Origin of the sequence: Marivita lacus (genome assembly GCF_014637725.1) — a bacterium.
Classification (GTDB): Bacteria; Pseudomonadota; Alphaproteobacteria; order Rhodobacterales; family Rhodobacteraceae; genus Marivita; species Marivita lacus.
The window spans coordinates 150,133-170,713 of the sequence record NZ_BMFC01000010.1; the positions used below are offsets into that span (position 1 = coordinate 150,133).

Consider the following 20,581-nt stretch of genomic DNA (forward strand, 5'->3'; position numbering starts at 1 on the left):
GGCGATGCGGGCATCGGGGTCGCGCACGGCAGACGCAAGGGGAAGATCGGCCTGGGTCATGTGTAATGCACCTTGCGTTCGATGTAGCGGAACTGGATCACGGTCAGCGCGATCACGAGGAACATCAGGATGATCGACTGTGCCGCCGCTCCCGAGTAGTCGAGGCCCTGAAACCCATCGACGTAGATCTTGTAGACCATCAGGTTGGTCGCGCGGGCCGGGCCACCGCCTGTCATGGTGTCGACGATGCCGAAACTGTCGGTGAAGCTGTCGGTGATGTTGATGACAAGCACGAAAAAGAACGTGGGTGCCAGCAGCGGCAACTGGATGTCGCCCATCCGGCGCAGCACCGTGGCGCCGTCCATCGCACCTGCCTCGATCAGGGATCGGGGGATGGATTGCAGACCTGCCAGAAAGAAGATGAAGTTGTAGGCCACCTGTTTCCACGCACCTGCGATGATGACCATCAAGAGCGCGTGATCGCCGTTCAGGATCGGATCCCAGAAGCCGGGAAAGGCCGCGTTCACGTAGGACATGATCCCGGCGGACGGGTTGAAGATGAACCGGAACGCCAGACCTACCGCAGGGGCTGCGACCGCGTAGGGCCAGATCGCGCCGATGCGGTAATACTTGTAGCCGCGCAACTGCCGGTCGGCAAAGACCGCGAGGATCAGCGCCATGCCCATCGACAGGATGGTGGCGCCCGCCGCGTAGACGATCGAGACACGGATCGATTGCCAGTAGCGGTCGTCCGTCAGGATCATTCGGAAATTCTCGAACCCGGCCCATTCGTTGCCGCCGCCCCAGGGCTGTTCGAAGGTGAATGCCCAGTAAAGCGCCTGCGTGGTGGGCCAGTAGAAAAAGACGAAGATGATCAGAAGCTGCGGAGCCACGACCAGCGCGGCGATCCAGTTGTTCTTGAAATAGGCGCGTCGCATGGCTCGACCCCGTTAGGACATCTCCGCCCCGAAACATTCGGGACGGAGCGGTGTTCAAAGCCCGTCAACCGGGCAGGGTGTCGGCGATCAGGGCAGTTGCTTGCCGCGGTACGTGCGCTCGAAGCGACGCAGCACCTCGTTCGAACGGGCCACGGCGGTGTCGAGCGCTTCCTGCATGGTCTTCTGGCCGGCAAGGGCCGCTTCGACCTCGGCAACCCACTCGGCGCGCGCCTGGATGAAGCCACCCAGACGGATGCCGCGTGTCAGCGGTGTCGGGTCGGTATAGGTCAGCGACTTCATCGCGACTTCACGACCCTTGTAGGGTGCGTTGTCATAGAAGCCTTCGGCGGTCAGCTGTTCGAACGCGGCTTTGGTCACAGGGATGTAGCCGGTGTTGGACACCCAGAACTTCTCTTCTTCGGGAGTGGCCAGGAACTTCAGGTATTCAGCTGCACCGCGGTACTCGTCCTCGGTCTTTCCGGACAGAACCCAGAGCGACGCGCCGCCCACGACGGTGTTTGTGCGTTCGAAGCCTTCGTAGACCGGGATCATGGCGACGTCCCAGTTGAGACCGTCGACAGCCGAGGCATGCACGGTGGCGTGCGACGCGATGGAGCCGAAATAGATCGAGCACTGGTTCTGAGCGAAGGCGTCGCGCGAGTTGATGCCGCCCTGGCTTGTCTTGATCTCAAGCAGGCCTTCGTCCAGCCAGCGCTTGATGTCTTCCATGTGCTTCACGTGCTGGGTCGTGTTGTAGACGTACTCGGCGTCCAGACCGTCATAGCCGTTGTTCTTGGAGGCGACCGGAATACCGTGCGCCATCGAGAACTGCTCCAGGTCGACCCAAGTCGACGGGGCATAACCGTAGTTGCACTTTTCCGGCTGGGCGGATTCGAGGGCGCGCAGCGCTTCTTCGAATGCTTCCCATGTGGCCGGAGGCGTGTCGATGCCCGCAGCTGCGAAATCGTCGATATTGTAGTACATGACCGGCGTGGACGAGTTGAACGGCATGGAGATCAGCTCTCCGGTCGACGCGGCATAATAGTTGGAAATGCCGGGGAAATAGTTGTCCCAGTCGATCTCGATGTTGAAATCGGCCATCATCTGCTGGACCGGATAAAACTCGCCCGACATCATCAGGTCGGCGGTGCCGGCGTCATAAGACTGCACGATGGTCGGGTGCTTGCCCGCGCGGAAGGCGGCGATCGTGTTCTGCACGGCGGTGGCATAGCCGTCCTGGCTCACGCAGGTGATCTGATAGGTGTCCTGGCTTTCGTTGAAGCGGTCGCAGGTCTGCGCCACCACTTCGCCAAGATACCCGCCAAGGCCGTACCAGTATTCAAACGCGATCCTGTCTTGTGCGGAGGCAGCGCCACCAAAGGCGGCTGCAACAGCAAAGACGCTGATGAAGGTTGATTTCATGACATGCTCCATAAAGAAATCCGGGTCGCGCTCGCGGCGCACGGATGTGATCTAGGAGCGCGACGCGACGGCCATCTGACGCTTCGGTGAATGTTGTCGGAACATTTCGAATCCGGATCGAGACAGTTTTGACTCGAATTCATGACAGTGCCCGAACAGGGCAGGGCCCATGCCCCGCGCAGGGGCATGGGCCGGATTTCAGGTCATCCCAGAACGGCGTTGCCTTCGAGGTAATTGTCGAAATGCACCAGTGTCTGGTCCGCGTTGCCCAGAACCACCGCCATCTGTGCCGGACCCCAGAGCCGGTCGACCTTGGCGCTGACTTCAAGGGGAACCGTCACATTGTAATGGTTGCCTGCCAGCGTGGTGAACGGAATGCCGTGCCACAGCCCGCAGGAGGTGAAATGCACGTGACCGGCGATCACCTGCCGCACATCCTTGTGGGTCTTGAGCACCTTGGCGAATGCCTCGCCATCTTCGAGGATGATCCGGTCGACCCGTACGTGCAGCGGGTTGGCGTGGTGGTGCAGGATCACGACAACCGGCCCGTCATGTTCGGCCAGCCGCGCCTCGAGCCAGTCAAGCTGGCGCTGCGACAACTGCCCGCCATGCGAATGATCGTCGCCTTCGACAACGCTGTCGAGCAGGATCACCCGGTAGCCCTTTGCATCGACGACCTTGTCGATGCACCCGGTCTCGGCACGGCGATCCTCACCGAAGATCGACACAAAGGTGTCGCGGTTGTCGTGATTGCCGATAGTGATGTGACAGGGCATGTCCAACTGATCGACCAGCGCCTTGAGCCGGTGGTAGGGGTCGGTCGCACCCTTGAAGCCGACATCCGCCAGATCGCCCGCCAGAACGCAGAAATCCGCGTCCTTGTGATAGGCGTTGATCCAGTCCACGGCCTTCTGCATCCGCAGATGCGTGTCCAGACCGTGGGATGTCTCGTTTTCGTCAACCAGATGCAGGTCGCTCAGGACCAGAAACTTCAGCATGTCACATTCCTCGGGGTGTTCTTGGGAAAGCCCCGACGACAGCCGCGGGACATGCGCGCCTTGCTTGCGCAAGATTGCAAAGAGGGTGTGATGCCGGTGCGAATGTTTTGCGACAATCGTGGCAGGCAAGGTCGTGAGCGGGTGTTTTCTATCCAGCGCCCGTGATCAAAGCACCGACGCGATGGCTGTGTCCAGCTTGTCGATCAGCTCGTCGATCTGCGCATCCTCGATGATGAAGGGTGGGGCCAGCAGGATGTGATCGCCCCTCCGGCCATCTATCGTGCCGGACATCGGGTAGCAGATCAGACCGGCCTCGAACGCCGCCTTCTTGATCTGTCCCGCAATGCCTTGCGACGGATCGAACGGCGCCTTGGACTCGCGGTCGCGCACCAGTTCGATGCCCCGGAACAGGCCGCGTCCGCGAATATCGCCGACATGGGGATGCTGGCCGAACCGTTCAACCAGCCTTTCGTGCAATGTCTCGCCTTTTGTCTGGACGCGCGGGATCAGGTTGCGCTCCAGCAAGGCGGTCACAACGGCCAGCCCACCTGCAGCCGCGGCAGGATGTCCGACATAGGTGTGCCCGTGCTGGAAAAAGCCCGTGCCCTGCGCGATCGTCTCGTAAATCTCGGCGGTGCAGAGCATGGCGCCGATGGGCTGATAGCCCGCACCCAGACCCTTTGCGATGCACACGATATCCGGCACCACACCGTCCTGTTCGCAGGCGAACAGCGATCCGGTCCGACCCATGCCGCACATCACCTCGTCGAGGATAAGAAGAACACCGTACTGGTCACAGATCGCACGGATCCGCTCGAAATACCCCGGCGCGGGGACCAGAGCACCGGCGGTCGCGCCCACCACCGGTTCGGCCATGAAGGCCATCACGGTGTCCGGTCCAAGGCGCAGGATCTCATCCTCCAGGGCTTGCGCCGCGCGTTGCCCGTAATCCTCAAGGCTCTCACCCTCTTCGCGCAGGCGGTACTCGTAGCACGGGTCGATGTGGCTCACATCCAGCAGCAGGGGGCCGAATTGCGATCGCCGCCATTCATTGCCGCCCGCGCTGAGCGCACCGATCGTGTTGCCGTGGTAGCTTTGCTTGCGGGCGATCAGCTTGCCGCGTTCAGGTTCGCCCTTTTCGACGAAATACTGGCGCGCGAGCTTGATCGCAGCCTCGGCGGCCTCCGATCCGCCCGACACCAGATAGACCCGGTCCAGCCCCGCTGGCGCGTGCTCGATCAGAAGATCGGCCAGCTCCTCGGCAGGTTCGGAGGTAAAGAACCCCGTATGCGCAAAGGCCAGCGTGTCCAGCTGCGCCTTGATCGCGTCGATCACCACCCTGTCTCCATGGCCAAGACAGGACACGGCCGCGCCGCCTGATCCGTCAAGATATCGCTTTCCCGACTTGTCGATCAGGTAACATCCGTCGCCCGAAACGGCCACAGGCGCGTTCAGCTTGGAGTGACGTGGAAAGATATGCGACATCTCGGCGGGGTCCTGATCTGGAGTGCGGTTCTGCATTTGCGCTGACAGCCTAGCCCGAAAATCGCGAAAGGCTGCCCGGTTCTTGGGCAGGTGCCGTTCACGCACCTGCTTCTTGTCCTGGTCATGTCCTGCGCGTACGTGGCCAGCGTTTGATTAGTATTTTCGTACTTCGTTTGCCGCTTTTTTCAATCGTGGCAGTTTGATTCGAAGTATTCATGAGAAAAACTGGAATGCAAGGGTTGACCCTCCCGTCTGCGCGCGCTTAGAATTCTAAACACATGATGACAGCGAACGTAACAGACCGGATGGATGTCGGCGGCAAGTTGAAGGCAGCTCGAAGAAGCAAGGGTCTCTCGCAACGGGATCTTGCACTGCGGGCTGGTCTGACAAATGGCGCGATTTCGCTGATCGAGCAGAACAAGACGAGCCCGTCCGTTGCGTCGCTGAAACGGCTTCTCGATGCGGTCTCGATGACACTGTCCGAGTTCTTCTCGGAGATCGAGGAAACGAACGGACCCAAGTTCTTTTATGGTGCCGATGAGTTCATCGAGTTGTCGCCGCAAGAAATCGGTCTGAGTGAAGGTGCTTCACGTGTTTCGCTGCGCCAGGTTGGCAATGCGTCGCTGCATGCGTTGCAGATGTTGCACGAAACATACCCGCCGGGTGCGGATACAGGGCCCGGCATGTTGGTTCACGAGAGTGAAGAAGCCGGAATCGTCATTTCCGGCGCGATCGAAGTTACGGTGGGCGACCACGTGAAGGTGCTCAATCCGAACGACGGATATCTTTTCGACAGCCGGTTGCCGCATCGATTTCGGAACCTTGGCGACACCCCGTGCGTTGTGGTCAGCGCGTGTACACCACCGTCGTTTTGATGCCTCGCTGGTACCAGTTCTCAGATCGGACGCGTCACGAGTGACTGAAAGGCATCCGTAAGCTGTTCCTGTTGAAGAGTATCCTGTTCGGCCAATCGGACAGAGACAACAAAAACACAAGAGCCTACTGGGAGAAAGACATGATCAATTTGAAAATAACCGCCTTGGCGGCAACGGCGGCGCTTTGTGCGCAAGCCGCGACGGCGCAGGAGCGTTTCATCACCATCGGGACAGGTGGCCAGACCGGCGTGTACTATGTCGTCGGCCAGTCGATTTGCCGCTTGGTGAATCGTGGCACGTCCGAGCACAACCTGAAGTGCACAGCGCCCTCCACGGGCGGGTCCATTGCCAATATCAACGCGATCAAGGCGGGTGACATGGACATGGGCGTGGCCCAGTCCGACTGGCAGTACCATGCCTATAACGGGTCGTCCGAATATGAAGGCGACGCGTTCCAGGACCTGCGTGCCGTGTTCTCGGTACATGGCGAGCCGTTCACGGTCGTGGCCCGGGCCGACAGTGACATCACCGAATTTGATGACCTGTTCGGCAAGCGGGTGAACGTCGGCAATCCCGGATCCGGACAGCGCGCGACGATGGATGTCGTGTTAAACGCGATGGGCCGCTCCACTGAAGATTTCGCGCTGGCCTCGGAGCTGAAGCCCGCCGAACAATCGGCGGCCCTTGGCGACAACAAGGTCGATGCGATCATCTACACGGTCGGCCACCCGAACGGGTCAATCCAGGAAGCGACCTCGACCGTCGATGCGCGGCTGGTGGATGTGACCGGCGACGCGATTGATACGCTGGTTGAAGATAACCCCTTCTACGCCAAGGCAACCATTCCGGGCGGGCTCTATTCCGGCAATGACGAAGCCACCGAAACCTTCGGCGTCAAGGCGACGTTCGTGACCTCGGCGGAGGTGCCGGATGATGTGGTCTACACCGTGGTCAAGGCCGTCTTCGACAATTTCGACCGCTTCAAGAGGTTGCATCCGGCCTTTGGCGAACTCGCCGAAGAGGACATGATCTCGGCTGGTCTCAGCGCACCGTTGCATCCGGGCGCAGAGCAGTATTACCGCGAGCGCGGCTGGATCGAATGATGATTTCCGATTGAGAGACCAGTTGGCCCCGCTTGATCGGGGCTGTCGGCCAATGCCGAACAGCCCTCGGGACTGACGCGTTCGACGCGACCGGTGCGACGACAAGGACATCGATCCATGAGTGACGACAAGCAGTTCGGGGCCGCAGCCGTCGAAAACGCAGCAGCCGGAAAAGGTGGTCTGAATCAGGAGGAGTTGGATGAACTCGTCGCATCCTCCGACACCGGCGGGCGATCTCCTTCGGGGGGTGTGGGCAAATTCATGGTGGCGGTGGCGCTGATCTGGTCACTCTTCCAGCTTTGGATCGCGTCCCCGTTTCCCTTCATGTTCGGCTTTGGCGTTTTCAACGACACCGAGGCGCGATCCTTCCACCTGGCTTTTGCGCTTCTGCTTGCGTTCACGGCCTATCCCGCAGCACGGACACCTGCACAGCTTGGGCTTGGCGTCGGCGTGCCGATCGTTCTGACGTTCCTGTTCATCTACGGCTCCAAGGAAGGTGTGCCGATCTGGTGGATTCCGATCCCGGCGGTTGCCCTGATCGGGGCCATTCTGCTGGGCTCTCCCAAGAACCGCATTCCGCTTTGGGAATGGGGTCTTGCCGTCTTTGGCGCACTTTCTGCACTTTATCTTTATTTCTTCTACGACGCGATCGCCGGGCGGGTCGGTGCGCCGATCCTGCAAGACTATGTTGTTGCCGTCATCGGCATCCTGCTGCTGCTGGAAGCGACGCGCCGCGCGCTCGGGCCGGCGCTGATGATCGTGGCCACGGTGTTTCTGGTCTATACGTTCCTCGGTACCATGATGCCGGGTATCATTGCGCACAAGGGCAACAACCTCTCCGAAGTCGTCAACCACCAGTGGATCACCACCGAAGGTGTGTTCGGCATCGCGCTGGGCGTCTCGACCTCGTTCGTGTTCCTGTTCGTGCTCTTCGGGTCACTGCTCGACAAGGCAGGGGCGGGCAATTACTTCATTCAGGTGGCGTTTTCGCTGATGGGCCACATGCGCGGCGGGCCTGCAAAGGCGGCGGTCGTGTCGTCTGCGATGACAGGTCTGATTTCCGGGTCCTCGATCGCCAACGTGGTGACAACCGGCACATTCACGATTCCGCTCATGAAACGAGTCGGCTTTTCGTCGGAAAAGGCGGGCGCGGTCGAAGTGGCCAGTTCCGTCAACGGCCAGATCATGCCTCCGGTCATGGGGGCCGCGGCCTTCCTGATGGTCGAATACGTGGGCATTCCCTATTTCGAGGTGGTCAAGGCCGCCTTTGTGCCTGCCGTGATTTCCTACATCGCGCTGGTCTACATCGTGCATCTCGAGGCGATGAAGGCGGGCATGGAGGGCTTGCCACGCGCGGTCGAGCCCAAGCCGCTGGTGGCCTGGCTGATCAGCACGTCGTTCATGATCGCGGCGATCTGCGCGCTCAGCTTTGCAGTCTATTTCCTGATGGGGTGGATGCGCCCGGCCTTCGGCGACGCGGCGAGCTACGTGGTCTTTGCCTGCCTTGTCGCGGTCTATATCGGGCTGCTCTGGGTCGCGTCGCGCGAAGAGCCGCTCAAGATGGAGGACCCGAACGCGCCGGTGACATCGCTGCCGCTTCCCGGTCCGACGGTCCGGTCGGGTCTGCATTACATCCTGCCGGTTGTTGTCCTGATCTGGGCGCTGATGATCGACCGCCTGTCACCCGGCCTGTCGGCTTTCTGGGCCGCGTCCTTCATGATCTTCATTCTGGTCACGCAACGCCCGCTCATGGCGCTTTTGCGCGGTGAGGGAAAGGTCGCGGCGGCTGTCTCGGCCGGGTTCGCGGACCTTATGGAAGGCTTGGTGGCCGGTGCGCGCAACATGATCGGCATCGGCATCGCCACGGCGACGGCGGGTATCATCGTCGGCGCGGTGAGCCAGACCGGTGTCGGGTCGGCCCTCGCGGATGTGGTCGAGGTGCTGTCAGGCGGCAATATCATGGCGATCCTGCTGTTGACGGCGGTTCTGTCGCTGATCCTCGGGATGGGTCTGCCGACAACGGCAAACTATATCGTTGTGTCAGCACTTCTGGCACCCGTCATCGTGACGTTGGGCCAACAGAACGGCCTGATCGTTCCGTTGATCGCGGTTCACCTGTTCGTGTTCTATTTCGGGATCATGGCAGATGTGACGCCGCCCGTCGGGCTGGCCAGTTTCGCCGCCGCCGCCGTGTCGGGCGGTGATCCAATCCGGACCGGGGTCGTGGCGTTCTTCTATTCCTTGCGGACGGCGGCGCTGCCCTTTCTCTTCATCTTCAACACCGATCTGTTGCTGATCAATGTCGGATGGGGGCAGGGGATACTCGTCTTCATCGTGGCGACGATTGCGATGCTGCTTTTTGCAGCCGCCACTCAGGGCTGGTTTCTCGTGCGCAGCCGGTTTTACGAGACCATCGCGCTCTTGCTGATCGCGTTCACCCTGTTCCGTCCGGGTTTCTGGATGGACAGGATCGCGCCGCCCTTCGAAGACCTGCCGCCCGCGCAGATCGAACAGGCCGCGATGGACATCGAGGTGGGCGAGACCCTGAGGCTTCGGGTCAGCGGATTGAACGCGGTTGGCGATCCGGTGACATTCTCCGCGTTGCTGCCGGTGGGCGAAGGTGAAACGGGCGCAGACCGATTGATTGCGTCCGGGCTGGAATATGTCGTGAACGGCGACGAGGTGATCATCGACAACGTGACCTTTGGCAGCGCTGCGGCGGAAGCGGGTCTGGACTGGGATCAGGAAATCGACCTGGTGCGCAAACCGGTCTCGCAGCCCTCGCGATACTTCATGTTCATCCCGGCTTTGATCCTGCTTGCGCTGGTCGTGATGCTCCAGCGGGGCAGGGCCGAGCGTCGTCAGACGGCAGCGGCATAGGAGAAAGACCATGTTCGACAAAATCCTGATGCCCATCGACCTGACCCACGACGAAAGCTGGAAGACCGCGCTGCCGATGGCCAAGCGATGCGCTGGACCGGACGGAGAAATCCATCTGCTCGCCATCCTGCACGATCTGGGTGCCGCGATGGTGTCCTCCTATCTGCCCAGGGATTTCGAAAAGACCGCAATGGAAAAGCTGAAATCGCAACTGGGCGACTTCGCGGCATCTGAAGTGCCCGAGGCGAAACTCCACGTCGGCCATGGCCATATCGCCGAGACGATCCTGCGGATCGCGGGCGACATGCACGCCGACCTGATCGTGATGTCGTCTCATCCGCCGAACGACTTCAAGACGCTCTTGATCGGATCGAACGCCGACAAGGTCGTGCGGCACGCGACACGTCCCGTGCTGGTGGTGCGGTGATCTTTCCCTGCACAGGCTGCCAGGTGGCAGCGTATTCGAACGTGGAGTTTTCAGACGAATGACACCTTTTGCAATCGCCGGAATCCAGATGCATGTTGCGGCGCTCAATTCGAATGTCGAGGCGATGCGACACCGGATCGACATCCTCATGGCTCGGTTCCCCTGGACCCAGATGGTCCTGTTTTCGGAACTCGCGCCTTACGGACCGCTGGATCAATTTGCGCAGCCGTTTCCCAATGATGTGCTGACGCAATTCCAGGAGGATGCGCAGCGTTACGGGATTTGGCTGATCCCCGGGTCGATGTTCGAGAAAATGCCCGACGGGCGCATCTTCAACACCTCCGTCGTGATCAATCCGCAGGGCGAGATCGTTGCGAAATATTCCAAGATGTTTCCCTTCCGGCCCTACGAGGCGGGCATATCGTCCGGAACCGAGTTCTGCATCTTCGATGTGCCCGACGTGGGCCGTTTCGGTCTGTCGATCTGCTACGATATCTGGTTCCCGGAAACGACACGGCAGCTCACCAGCCAGGGGGTCGAGGTTCTGCTGAACCCGGTGCTGACCGGCACCACCGACCGTGATGCCGAACTGGCCATCGCCCGCGCGACCGCAGCCCAGTTCCAATGCTACGTTTTTGCCGTGAACGGTCTGGCCGCCGGGGGCGTCGGCAAGTCGATCGTGGTCGATCCTTCAGCCATGGTGCTGCATCAATCCGGGGGGCAGGAAGACATGTTCCCGATCGAGATCGATCTCGACGTGGTGCGTCGCCAACGCGAAACGGGCCTGAAAGGGCTCGGACAGGTTCTCAAGAGCTTCCGCGACCGAGAGGCGGAATTCTCGATCTATGACCGGACCAGCGGTGCGGATGCCTATCTCAAGACGCTCGGTCCCCTGACGACGCCAGGCCAAGGCTCGCGCGCCGGAGTTCAGACACTGGACCCGAGGACCGCGCTTGGCACGGATCAAGGGGCCGCATCGGCAGTGCCCATGTTCAAGGGAAGGTCCGGCACACAATAATTCCAGGTCACAGCACGCGCGCTTCGTGCCGACGTCAGCAAAGGACGGAAGAATGAACGTACAATCCGCAGACGACAAGCTGCCATCGATCGGCGACTACTACAGTGCCACGCAACTTCGGGCCGACCGGTGGAGCGCGCTGCGTGAAACAGCCGAGTCGCTCAGGCTTCAGGGGGTCGATGGCCGTCGCGGAAAGACGCTCATCCATGCCGCGGAGGCCTTGTTCGACGCCTTGGCCCCGATCGAGCTCTATTGGGCCTTTCCGGGGGCCAATGCGTTCGACCATCTGCGCCGTCTGCTCGATCAGCGAAATATCGAGGATCTTTCGTCCTCGGTGCGGCGCGTCGCGCGCGCGCTGACGTCTGGCGCCTACCGTCGCAGGACCATTCCCATCGGCGGTGATGAGTACGACAACGAGGATTACGAGGACGAAAGCGCGCTTGCCCCCGAGGACCGTGCCCTTGGACGCCCCTATTTCGAGGTCTTGATCGTCGACAGTGTCAACGAACAACAGGAACGATTCCTGCGCAACAATCTGCACCGGGTCCGGCGGACCGAAGACCCGTTCATCTACGAGCCCGTCATCGTGCCCAGCCTCGAAGACGCGCTTATGGGCATCCTGTTCAACCATAATGTGCAGGCTGTCATCGTGCGCCCCGGGCTTATGCTGAAATCAGAGAACGCGCTGCCGATCCTGAAGCAGTTTCTCAGCCGGATCGGGAACGAGGAAGATGTCGAAGCCTTGACGCCGGGTGATTACGGTCCGGAGGCCTGTTGACTGATCGCCAAGGTGCGGCCTGAATTGGACGCCTATCTGATCACGGACCGATCCGTCGAAGATATCGCAGTCATGGATCTTGGACGGTGCCGCAGGGTTTTCTACAATCAGGAAGACTTCCTTGAACTGCACCTGAACATCCTGCGCGGCGTCAACCGCCGGTACAAGACGCCTTTTTTCACGGCGCTCAAGGAGTATTCAAAGCAGCCGACAGGCGTTTTTCACGCCATGCCGATCAGCCGGGGCAAATCGATCACCCGCTCGCATTGGATTCAGGACATGGGCGCGTTCTACGGCCCCAATATCTTTCTTGCCGAGACATCGGCCACATCCGGGGGCCTCGACAGCCTGCTCGAGCCGCGCGGTCCCATCAAGGAAGCGCAGGACATGGCGGCGCGGGCGTTCGGCTCCAAGCAGACGTTCTTTGCGACCAACGGCACGTCGACCTGCAACAAGATCGTGGTTCAGTCGCTGGTCCGGCCCGGCGACATTGTTCTGGTCGACCGTGACTGTCACAAGTCGCATCATTACGGAATGGTTCTGTCCGGCGCCAATGTGGTCTACATGGACAGCTATCCCTTGCACGAATACTCGATGTACGGAGCCGTGCCGCTCAGAGAGATCAAGAAAACTCTGCTTAATCTGAAGGCCAACGGAAAGCTGGACAAGGTGCGCATGGTCCTGCTGACCAACTGCACCTTCGACGGGCTGGTCTACAACGTTCAACGGGTGATGGAGGAATGTCTCGCCATCAAGAAGGACCTCGTGTTCCTGTGGGACGAGGCGTGGTTCGCCTTTGCGCGCTTCACGCCGACCTACCGGCAACGCACCGCGATGGGTGTCGCCAATCTTTTGCGCGAGACATTGAGGACGGAAGAGGCGGCCGCTGCCTATGCCGAACAGCAGAAGGAGCTGGAAAATGCCGACGAGGAGGTCTGGCTGAACACGCGGCTCTTGCCGCCGCCGGACGCCCGCGTCCGCGCCTACGCGACGCAATCGACACACAAGACGCTCACGTCGCTGCGGCAAGGCTCGATGATCCACGTCAACGATCAGGACTTCAAGGGCGAGGTCGAACAGGCCTTCCACGAAGCCTACATGACCCACACCTCCACGTCGCCGAATTACCAGATCATCGCATCGCTGGATGTGGGGCGGCGTCAGGTCGAACTTGAAGGCTTTGAATTCGTCCAGCGTCAGATCGAAAGCGCAATGGCGATCCGAAAGGCCGTGGCCAGCAATCCGCTTCTGCAGAAGTATTTTCGGGTCTTGACCGTCGCAGACATGATCCCGGCCGAATACCGGGACAGCGGGGCGAACAGCTATTTCGACGCAAGGCGCGGCTGGACGGATATCTGGGAAATCTGGGCAAAGGACGAATTCGTCCTTGATCCCACGCGGGTCACTCTTGCCGTGGGCGGCACCGGCTGGGATGGCGACACGTTCAAGACCAAGATCCTGATGGATAAATACGGGATCCAGATCAACAAGACATCGCGAAATACCGTCTTGTTCATGACCAATATCGGGACAACGCGGTCCTCGGTCGCCTATCTGATCGAGGTTCTTGTCGAAATTGCCAATGATCTGGATGACCTGCTGGACGATGCATCCAAGATGGAACGGCGGTCTTTTGAAAATCGGGTGACCGCGCTTGTGGAACATGTCCCACCCTTGCCGGACTTCAGCCGCTTTCACGATGCGTTTCGGGAAAGTTCGATCACGCCCGAGGGTGATATCCGCTCTGCCTATTTCCTGTCCTACGACGAAGACAATTGCGATTACCTGACGCTCGGCGAAGCCTTGCTGGAACGGCTGCGGAATGGCGAAGAGCTTGTTTCCGCGTCCTTCATCATTCCCTATCCGCCGGGATTTCCAATTCTTGTGCCGGGACAGGTGATCAGCCCAGAGATCATGGAATTCATGGGGGCGTTGGATGTCAGCGAGATCCATGGATACCGCCATGATCTCGGGCTCAGGATTTTCACACAGAAGGCTTTGGAAAATTTGATATCGGGATCTGGAAGAGGAAACTAGACATGCCAAAAAAGACGCTCAAGAACATCTCCGAAATCCGTCGTTATTTCCACACGAACAAGGATCCCGTCTATTTCGTTTCCGCAACGAATTTCAATCTGCTGGGGCTCGACGAATGGGTGAAGAATTTCAAGTATATCTGCTACATGGATTGCTTTGACGGCAGGCACCCGAACGTGCTGTGCCCGTCGGAATTGCCGCATGACGAATTCCAGTCCATCGAGGACATCAACAACTACCTTCTGCAGCACAAGGAAGTTGTCGACTACGTCAAGTCGCGCGGTGGAAATCCGAAATTCGTCTTTCTGATGTTCGACGAAAAGACCGAAGCCCTCGTCAAGGAACTGGGGGGCGAGGTCTGGTTTCCGAAGGCGAAACTCCGCACGTCGATGGACAACAAGATCGAGACCGTGCGCATCGGCAACAAGGCGGGCGTGCCCTCGGTGCCCAACACGCTGAGCGAGGTCAGAAGCTACGACCATCTGCGCGAAATCACCGAGAAAGCCGGCATCGGACATGACCTCGTGCTGCAATCCGCCTTCGGGGACAGCGGTCACACCACCTTCTTCATCAAGTCCGAGGCCGACTTTCGCAAGCACGAGCACGAAATCGTCGGAGAGGGCGAGATCAAGATCATGAAGCGGATCGACTGCCGCGGCTCTGCGATCGAGGCCTGTGCGACCAGCGAGGGCACGATCGTCGGACCTCTGATGACCGAACTCGTCGGTTTCAACGATCTGACGCCCTATCGCGGGGGCTGGTGCGGCAACGAGATCTTCTCGACCGCCTTTCCGCCCAAGACCCGCCAGCAAGCGCGGGAATTGACCTTCAAATTCGGCGAGCAGTTGCGCAAGGAAGGCTACCGGGGCTATTTCGAACTCGATTTCCTGATCGAAAAGAAATCCGGCGATATCTGGCTCGGAGAGTTGAACCCCCGGATCACGGGCGCGTCCTCCATGACCAACCATGCCGCCTTTGCCCATGCGGACGCGCCGCTTTTCCTGTTTCACCTGCTGGAGTTTTCCAAGAAGCCGTTCAAGCTCGATGTCGAGGATCTGAACTCCCGCTGGTCCGACCCGGAGATGATCGACAGCTGGTCGCAAATGGTGATCAAGCACACCGATGACAGTGTGGATATCATCACGGATGCGCCGCAATCGGGCATCTACAAGATGTTGCCGGACGGGCGGGTCGTGTTCGATCGTTTCGACTATCACCGCCGCGCGGTCGAGACCGAGGACGAGGCGTTTTTCCTGCGCATCCTCAGCCCCGGTGACTATCGCTACGAAGGCGCGGATCTGGGCATTCTCGTCACACGGGGTCGGTCGATGACCCAGGGGTTCCAGCTGACCGCAAAGTCGAAGAAATGGATCGACGGGATCAAGACGGCTTTCTCGGCCCGGCCGCTGCCGTCGGCGCAGGCCTTGCAGGAGCCGGCATTCAAGATCATGTAGACCGGTATGAGTCTTGTCATACGCGCAATATCCGAGGATGAACCCGGTCCTGTCTGGTCCGGGCTCTTCCAAGCCTACTGGCCCGCCTATGCAGCGTGGTGGTCGCGGGATGGCATGTCGGGACGCCCGACATACCTCGAATGCCGACGCGCGCTGGTGCAGCACATGCCCGAGATCGCAGAGCTCTACGACCGCTTGTGCGCGCTGTCGGGCGGTGGCGATCTGGCCGCGCGGTTCCTGAGCTTTTATTGCCCGCCGCGCTACCTGTCGGCCTGCAGTCAGGCCGTCTGGCCGGGCGACACGCCGCTGCTGGTCCGCAATTACGACTACGACCCGGCGGCGTTCGATGCCATCGTGCTCAAAACCAACTGGAACGGGCGGGGTGTCATCGGCACCAGCGATGGTCTCTTCGGTCTGGTGGATGGCATCAACGATTCGGGTCTTGTGCTGTCGCTGACCTTTGGAGGACGCAGGGAGATCGGAGACGGCTTCGGCGTCCCGTTGATCCTGCGCTACATCCTGCAAACCTGCACGACCGTGGACGAGGCGGCGGCTGTGCTGCAGCGGATCCCCTGTCACATGAGCTATAACGTGACCGCGCTCGACGCGCAGCGGCGCTTCGTGACGGCGTACCTCGCGCCGGATCGCCCGGCGATCGTCACGCATTCCGCGGTTGCGACAAACCACCAGGAACGGGTCGAACGGTCCAGCCACGCGCGGTTCACCGCCACTGTGGAGCGCGAGCGTTTCCTGCTACAGCGTTTGACATTGCACCCCGAGACACAGGAACGCTTCATCGGCGCGTTCCTCAAGCCGCCCTTGTATTCAACCGCATTTTCTTCGGGTTTCGGCACGCTCTACACTGCCGCCTACAGACCTGACGAGCGGTCTGTGGAACTGCGCTGGCCCGGTCGAAGCTGGAAAAAGAGCTTTTCGGATTTTCAGACCGACCACATCCGTGTCATGTTTCCCGAAGCCGCGACGCCGGGCAGCCTTGCCATCTGAGCGACCTGTCGTGCGTGATGCAGTGACGCCGACGCCACGACTATCCGCCAAGCTGCTGTCCAACCGTCGATTTCAAGACCGTCCACGCCTCCAAGCCATGAAAATGCTGCAATGCGGCGATGCCAAGCTGTCGGTTTAACAACGTTCACACAATGCCTATTTCATGTGCATCCGGAACAGCAAACACATGAACAGGACGGTTTCCAGTGGCACATGCCATATCGACGACAGACTACTACCCCAAGTCACACGTGTTCAAGCACATCGCCGACTGGGTGAGCACGCGGATGCAAAAGATCGGCGCGAACGACCCGCGCCTGCGCCGTGTGCGGATGCTTCAAGCCATGAATGACGCACAGCTGTCAGCGCTGGCCATCGAGCGCAAAGACATTGTCCACCACGTCTTCCGTGACACCTACTATCGGTAATCGCCAATCGGAGCGCCGAGTTTGCAGACAAAGGCCGCCTTCGGGCGGCCTATTTTTTTTGCGACCTCAGGATCCAGATGGGACCGGAAAACACGGAGCCCCGAGGCACATACCAGCCAGACCGGCTGATGACTCCCAAGCCATTGAAATTGAATGATGTGTCGCGATAGCGTAGTGGGAATGCCCAGGCTCCTGATCGTGATGCCGCGACGATATTCTTGAAGGCGGCGTCCGGGGTGATCTTTTTGCGGAGCAATGAACCACCTGAGGTGCGGTAGAGATATTTCGTCGTCGGTCCGCAGAATGGCCGCACGAAGGCATCGTCACGCGCGTGACGTGCATTCACATTCTGGATGTGAAACGCTCCGGCGACGACCCGTTTTCCAGGCTTGTTCGAGACTTCGTAGTGTGCGCTCCCGTTCTTTTTGCAGAACGCCCGGTAGGGCTTCAGGCCATCGCTACACAACACCGCATCACTTGGAACGAGGGGCGCCAAGGCGATTTCGATCGTCCGGTTTCCACGGGTCGCGATAGGCGCGAACAGGCGTCTGCCACCTTGATCACCCACTGTCAGCAACCGGATCGGCCACTTCGAGAGGCCGCGCGCCATCTTGATTTGTCTGCTGCGAAATACACACCACTGCGGCCGTGGCGGGGGCTGGGTGCCGGTTCGAATTGGCGGCGCGGTTTGCCCACTCCCCCGACCCCTTGCGGCTTTCTCGCTGAAAGGTCTCATCGACCTCCACGACGCCGGAGAACCTCGTGTCGCGGGTAGCTGCACTTGCCTCCACGATCATCATCCGTCAACGCCATATCGTGTCTGTCGTTGGGAAGAGGCGCGCGGCGAGCTTGCGGCAAGAGAACGGCGTGTCCGACAGCATTTTGCGGATGACCTCAAGGAAGAGGTCGTGCCGGTGCAGTCCGCAAATTTCCATCCCGGTGCCTCCACTTCGCTCAAAAAATAATCTTTTGATGTGCAGATAATCTCCTTAGTTTGGTTACATCAACGATTTACGCTTCCCTGAGAACGGCGTGGATGCTACGCGTTCAACCATGAACGCACACAACCAGTGCGAAACAGCGGGCGGCCTCACCCAAGCGAGCGTCGGTGCGGTAGCCGTGGTTCCAGGCCCATGAGCCGTGAAATCAACGAGGATGTGCGGTTTCGCATCCTGCGTCTGTTGGAAGACCAGCCGCACCTGTCGCAACGAGATATCGCGGACAGCTTGGGGGTCAGTTTGGGGGCAACCAATTATGTGCTCAAGGCGCTTGTTGAGAAAGGCCAGCTCAAGGTCCGGAACTTCCGAGCCTCGAACAACAAGCTGCGCTACGCCTACATCCTGACGCCCAGCGGCATCGAGGCCAAGGCCCGTCTTACGGGTGGTTTCCTGAAGAGGAAATATGCGGAGTACGAGGCGTTGAAGTCGGAGATCGATGCGCTGGAGGCGGATATCGAGGCTGGTTCCGCGAATGGCGCAGATCGATGAGGGCAGGGCGATGGTCAGAGGTCCGGGAGTTTGCGTTATCGGGGGTTTGGGGCGTGAGGGCTGGCGTTATCCGGTACTGGGCTCGTTGGGTCTGCCCCCGTTCTGCAGCGGTATCGGCCCAACGGGATTTGCTCAGGTTTTGCCACTAGTTGTTCAGTGCCGGTATCTGGTGGATCGGATCGAAGATGAATCGATCCGACTCGGCTACCGACGCGTCTAGGTGCTGCTGAGGCGCGAGGGCTGCCCGCCCCGAGAAATCAGCGCCATGGGCCTGAAAAACATTTTTCGCTAGTTCGCGCCCGAACGTGGTACCCTCAAATATGACCGTCCTCCTATGTCGGTCCTCGCAGACCAGCCTTGTAACAAAGATTCTGTCGGGTGCGGTTACATCTTCAGAGCTGTCATGCGGGACTGAGCATGTAGATAAACATTCGGTGAATGTGCAGTAGCGAAGCCAAGAAATCATTTAAAGGATCCGGAAATCTTGTTGTTGATAATACTATCGATATTTTCTGGACGAATTTTACTGTTCTCACTGGCTAAAAGGGAAGGGTTCCTTGAGTATCCGGCCCTAGCATCGGCAGTCTATATCGCTTGGGTGATACCACAGTTAATTGGAGTACGTAATTCAGGGTTTGGTTTCAATACGAGCGAACTATTCATGCTGGAGATGTTCTGCTTGGTCTGCCTTGGTGCTCTTGTCGCGGGGTGGAATTTAGGTATTTCACACGGAAAACGCAGCATAATTTCGCCAATATCAAATAGAAAGCTTGTCCAGCTCGCTATTAGTCTAACCCTGTTCACACTCGCCATGACGTTTTTATTGCGTGGCGTGGATACAAGCGATGGATCTTCGGACGTGAATTGGTCGGGGCCGATTACCATCATCTATTTTTTCTCGAACCTGAAGGCTCTGTCACTTTTTCTTGTGGTCTACCTATTCCTTTCTGGGGAGCGCCGGAAGCTCTGCGCCATCCTGATCGCACTGCATATAGTGATGTATCTGCCAGCGTTGACTATCTACTTTAGACGCCGGGCGGCATTAGAAGTGTTTGTCATTATAAACTTGGCATACTGGTATGCCCGGGGCCTAGTGCTGCCTCGCACGTTGGTTCTCATTAGCATCCCGTTCGGGATGCTTTTCGTCTTTGGCGTCGGGGCGTTGCGGGGCCTTGGATGGAATTCATTGGGAGATGTGAACTTGGCACAGATCGCTGCGATCAATTTCTGGTCATACACGCCCTTCCAAAACACTGGGCAGTTCCCGGAGATGGCAAATGCGTATTATATTGTAAGATACGTGAGCGATGGCGCTTCGTTCACCTTGGGCGCGGATTCATGGAACCGTTTCATCTTCCAATGGATACCGGGTCAGCTGGTGGGTCGCGATCTTAAGGCGGCTCTGATGTTCGATATCGATTTCTTAAATCAGGCATTGTCCAATATTGGGGCTATCCACCGAATTGGTGCTACAAACAGTGCCTTTGGCGATGCCTATATGGAGGGCGGATTCCTGGGATGCGTTTTTTTCTTCATCACGGCTTTCGTTGTTGGGACGTGGTGGGAAAGAGCACGACGCGGCGATGTAAGAGCACGGATCTATTATGCCTCTGGCATTGCGCCTGCAACCCTCATGCTGACGGCATACCCAGCCTTCTTCTTCAACTTTACGCTTCTTTTTCTTCTAGCCGTTAAGGTTGGCCTAAAAATGCCTTTAGTTGTGTTGCAAAAAAGGGCCATTCGGCCTTGAGAAAATGGCTGGCTGCACTGAGCGTTGAATTAAACAGCGTTTGCATTTTTGACGGGCACATAGACATCGCTCAACCAAGCTACATGGTGCCAATTGGTGGCCGTTGGGAATTTCTAGTGTGAGCAATCGCATGTCATCAATAGCACAACAGACGCCACGTGTTGTCGTCATACAGAGCGGTGCCCGTCACGATTATGCCATTCCCAATGCATTCTCGGAGTGTGGATGGTTGGAGGTGTTCCACACAGACATCTGCACATATCCCGGCCTATCGTGGGCCTTGGGCGTTCCGTGTTTGCCCGATAATGTCCGGCGCTTTCTAAACAGAAAACCCTCCGCAGCAACTTTGCGCCGTACGTGTCGCGATCCGGGTAGTGTCCACGGACGTGGTGGACTTTCACATCGCGCTGGCGGTGTAACCGGGGTGGCCATCGAGGATGTCGGTTATGGTGGAGTTTGCAAGCTTCAACCACGAACCGATGGAGACCCCGATGAC

15 protein-coding genes and 1 pseudogene are annotated in these 20,581 nt (G+C 59.1%); 11 read left to right on the forward strand and 5 right to left on the reverse strand.

The features are described from left to right. Positions 1-56: 56 nt before the first annotated feature. The 4 genes from IEV82_RS17150 to IEV82_RS17165 all read right to left on the reverse strand — a co-directional run bounded on the left by IEV82_RS17150 (position 57) and on the right by IEV82_RS17165 (position 4,843). A complete protein-coding gene (locus tag IEV82_RS17150) occupies positions 57-938 on the reverse strand; it encodes a carbohydrate ABC transporter permease (protein ID WP_188483247.1) in 882 nt (293 codons plus the stop codon). Between the two features lie 87 nt (positions 939-1,025). Further along, complete coding sequence (locus tag IEV82_RS17155; protein ID WP_229747889.1) at positions 1,026-2,360, reverse strand: extracellular solute-binding protein; 1,335 nt, start codon at positions 2,358-2,360, stop codon at positions 1,026-1,028. A gap of 203 nt (positions 2,361-2,563) precedes the next feature. Continuing rightward, the gene (locus IEV82_RS17160; RefSeq protein WP_188483248.1) at positions 2,564-3,358 is read right to left on the reverse strand and encodes a metallophosphoesterase; all 795 of its coding nucleotides are present in this window, start codon (positions 3,356-3,358) and stop codon (positions 2,564-2,566) included. A gap of 165 nt (positions 3,359-3,523) precedes the next feature. Next, a complete protein-coding gene (locus tag IEV82_RS17165) occupies positions 3,524-4,843 on the reverse strand; it encodes an aspartate aminotransferase family protein (RefSeq protein ID WP_188483273.1) in 1,320 nt (439 codons plus the stop codon). A gap of 305 nt (positions 4,844-5,148) precedes the next feature. Between IEV82_RS17165 and IEV82_RS17170 the strand changes: the two genes are divergently transcribed. The 9 genes and pseudogenes from IEV82_RS17170 (at position 5,149) to IEV82_RS17210 (ending at position 16,848) form a co-directional block, all read left to right on the forward strand. Next, positions 5,149-5,718 (forward strand): cupin domain-containing protein, encoded by a 570-nt coding sequence (locus IEV82_RS17170; RefSeq protein WP_188483274.1) that lies wholly within the window; start codon positions 5,149-5,151, stop codon positions 5,716-5,718. A gap of 140 nt (positions 5,719-5,858) precedes the next feature. Next, complete coding sequence (locus tag IEV82_RS17175; RefSeq protein ID WP_188483249.1) at positions 5,859-6,821, forward strand: TAXI family TRAP transporter solute-binding subunit; 963 nt, start codon at positions 5,859-5,861, stop codon at positions 6,819-6,821. A 117-nt stretch (positions 6,822-6,938) separates the two neighbouring features. Next, positions 6,939-9,701, forward strand: coding sequence for a TRAP transporter permease (locus tag IEV82_RS17180; protein WP_188483250.1), 2,763 nt, complete (start codon positions 6,939-6,941; stop codon positions 9,699-9,701). A gap of 10 nt (positions 9,702-9,711) precedes the next feature. Continuing rightward, a complete protein-coding gene (locus tag IEV82_RS17185; protein WP_188483251.1) occupies positions 9,712-10,128 on the forward strand; it encodes a universal stress protein in 417 nt (138 codons plus the stop codon). A gap of 58 nt (positions 10,129-10,186) precedes the next feature. Then, a complete protein-coding gene (locus IEV82_RS17190; protein WP_188483252.1) occupies positions 10,187-11,146 on the forward strand; it encodes a carbon-nitrogen hydrolase family protein in 960 nt (319 codons plus the stop codon). 52 nt (positions 11,147-11,198) lie between these two features. Beyond that, positions 11,199-13,961: pseudogene (locus IEV82_RS17195) on the forward strand (aminotransferase class I/II-fold pyridoxal phosphate-dependent enzyme). A 2-nt stretch (positions 13,962-13,963) separates the two neighbouring features. Continuing rightward, positions 13,964-15,415, forward strand: coding sequence for a biotin carboxylase (locus tag IEV82_RS17200; RefSeq protein WP_188483253.1), 1,452 nt, complete (start codon positions 13,964-13,966; stop codon positions 15,413-15,415). A gap of 6 nt (positions 15,416-15,421) precedes the next feature. Beyond that, entirely contained in the window at positions 15,422-16,420 is a 999-nt protein-coding gene (locus IEV82_RS17205; RefSeq protein WP_188483254.1) for a C45 family autoproteolytic acyltransferase/hydrolase, read from the forward strand. Between the two features lie 206 nt (positions 16,421-16,626). Next, positions 16,627-16,848, forward strand: coding sequence for a DUF1127 domain-containing protein (locus IEV82_RS17210; RefSeq protein ID WP_188483255.1), 222 nt, complete (start codon positions 16,627-16,629; stop codon positions 16,846-16,848). 49 nt (positions 16,849-16,897) lie between these two features. Here the strand turns inward: IEV82_RS17210 and IEV82_RS17215 are convergent, their stop codons facing one another. Further along, complete coding sequence (locus IEV82_RS17215; RefSeq protein ID WP_188483256.1) at positions 16,898-17,458, reverse strand: hypothetical protein; 561 nt, start codon at positions 17,456-17,458, stop codon at positions 16,898-16,900. Positions 17,459-17,981: 523 nt separating this feature from the next. Between IEV82_RS17215 and IEV82_RS17220 the strand changes: the two genes are divergently transcribed. Continuing rightward, positions 17,982-18,335 carry a MarR family EPS-associated transcriptional regulator gene (locus tag IEV82_RS17220; RefSeq protein WP_188483257.1) on the forward strand — a complete coding sequence of 118 codons (354 nt, stop codon included), beginning with the start codon at positions 17,982-17,984 and terminating at the stop codon, positions 18,333-18,335. 661 nt (positions 18,336-18,996) lie between these two features. Beyond that, a complete protein-coding gene (locus IEV82_RS17225; protein ID WP_188483258.1) occupies positions 18,997-20,085 on the forward strand; it encodes a hypothetical protein in 1,089 nt (362 codons plus the stop codon). Positions 20,086-20,581: the final 496 nt, after the last annotated feature.

Excerpts from the sequence above, each read along its gene's own strand:
- IEV82_RS17180 (WP_188483250.1), top strand. The coding sequence starts at position 6,939 with ATGAGTGACGACAAGCAGTTCGGGGCCGCAGCCGTCGAAAACGCAGCA.
- IEV82_RS17155 (WP_229747889.1), bottom strand. The coding sequence starts at position 2,360 with ATGAAATCAACCTTCATCAGCGTCTTTGCTGTTGCAGCCGCCTTTGGT.
- IEV82_RS17175 (WP_188483249.1), top strand. The coding sequence starts at position 5,859 with ATGATCAATTTGAAAATAACCGCCTTGGCGGCAACGGCGGCGCTTTGT.
- IEV82_RS17170 (WP_188483274.1), top strand. The coding sequence starts at position 5,149 with ATGGATGTCGGCGGCAAGTTGAAGGCAGCTCGAAGAAGCAAGGGTCTC.
- IEV82_RS17160 (WP_188483248.1), bottom strand. The coding sequence starts at position 3,358 with ATGCTGAAGTTTCTGGTCCTGAGCGACCTGCATCTGGTTGACGAAAAC.
- IEV82_RS17165 (WP_188483273.1), bottom strand. The coding sequence starts at position 4,843 with ATGTCGCATATCTTTCCACGTCACTCCAAGCTGAACGCGCCTGTGGCC.
- IEV82_RS17150 (WP_188483247.1), bottom strand. The coding sequence starts at position 938 with ATGCGACGCGCCTATTTCAAGAACAACTGGATCGCCGCGCTGGTCGTG.
- IEV82_RS17220 (WP_188483257.1), top strand. The coding sequence starts at position 17,982 with ATGAGCCGTGAAATCAACGAGGATGTGCGGTTTCGCATCCTGCGTCTG.
- IEV82_RS17225 (WP_188483258.1), top strand. The coding sequence starts at position 18,997 with ATGCTGGAGATGTTCTGCTTGGTCTGCCTTGGTGCTCTTGTCGCGGGG.
- IEV82_RS17200 (WP_188483253.1), top strand. The coding sequence starts at position 13,964 with ATGCCAAAAAAGACGCTCAAGAACATCTCCGAAATCCGTCGTTATTTC.
- IEV82_RS17205 (WP_188483254.1), top strand. The coding sequence starts at position 15,422 with ATGAGTCTTGTCATACGCGCAATATCCGAGGATGAACCCGGTCCTGTC.
- IEV82_RS17185 (WP_188483251.1), top strand. The coding sequence starts at position 9,712 with ATGTTCGACAAAATCCTGATGCCCATCGACCTGACCCACGACGAAAGC.
- IEV82_RS17215 (WP_188483256.1), bottom strand. The coding sequence starts at position 17,458 with ATGGCGCGCGGCCTCTCGAAGTGGCCGATCCGGTTGCTGACAGTGGGT.
- IEV82_RS17190 (WP_188483252.1), top strand. The coding sequence starts at position 10,187 with ATGACACCTTTTGCAATCGCCGGAATCCAGATGCATGTTGCGGCGCTC.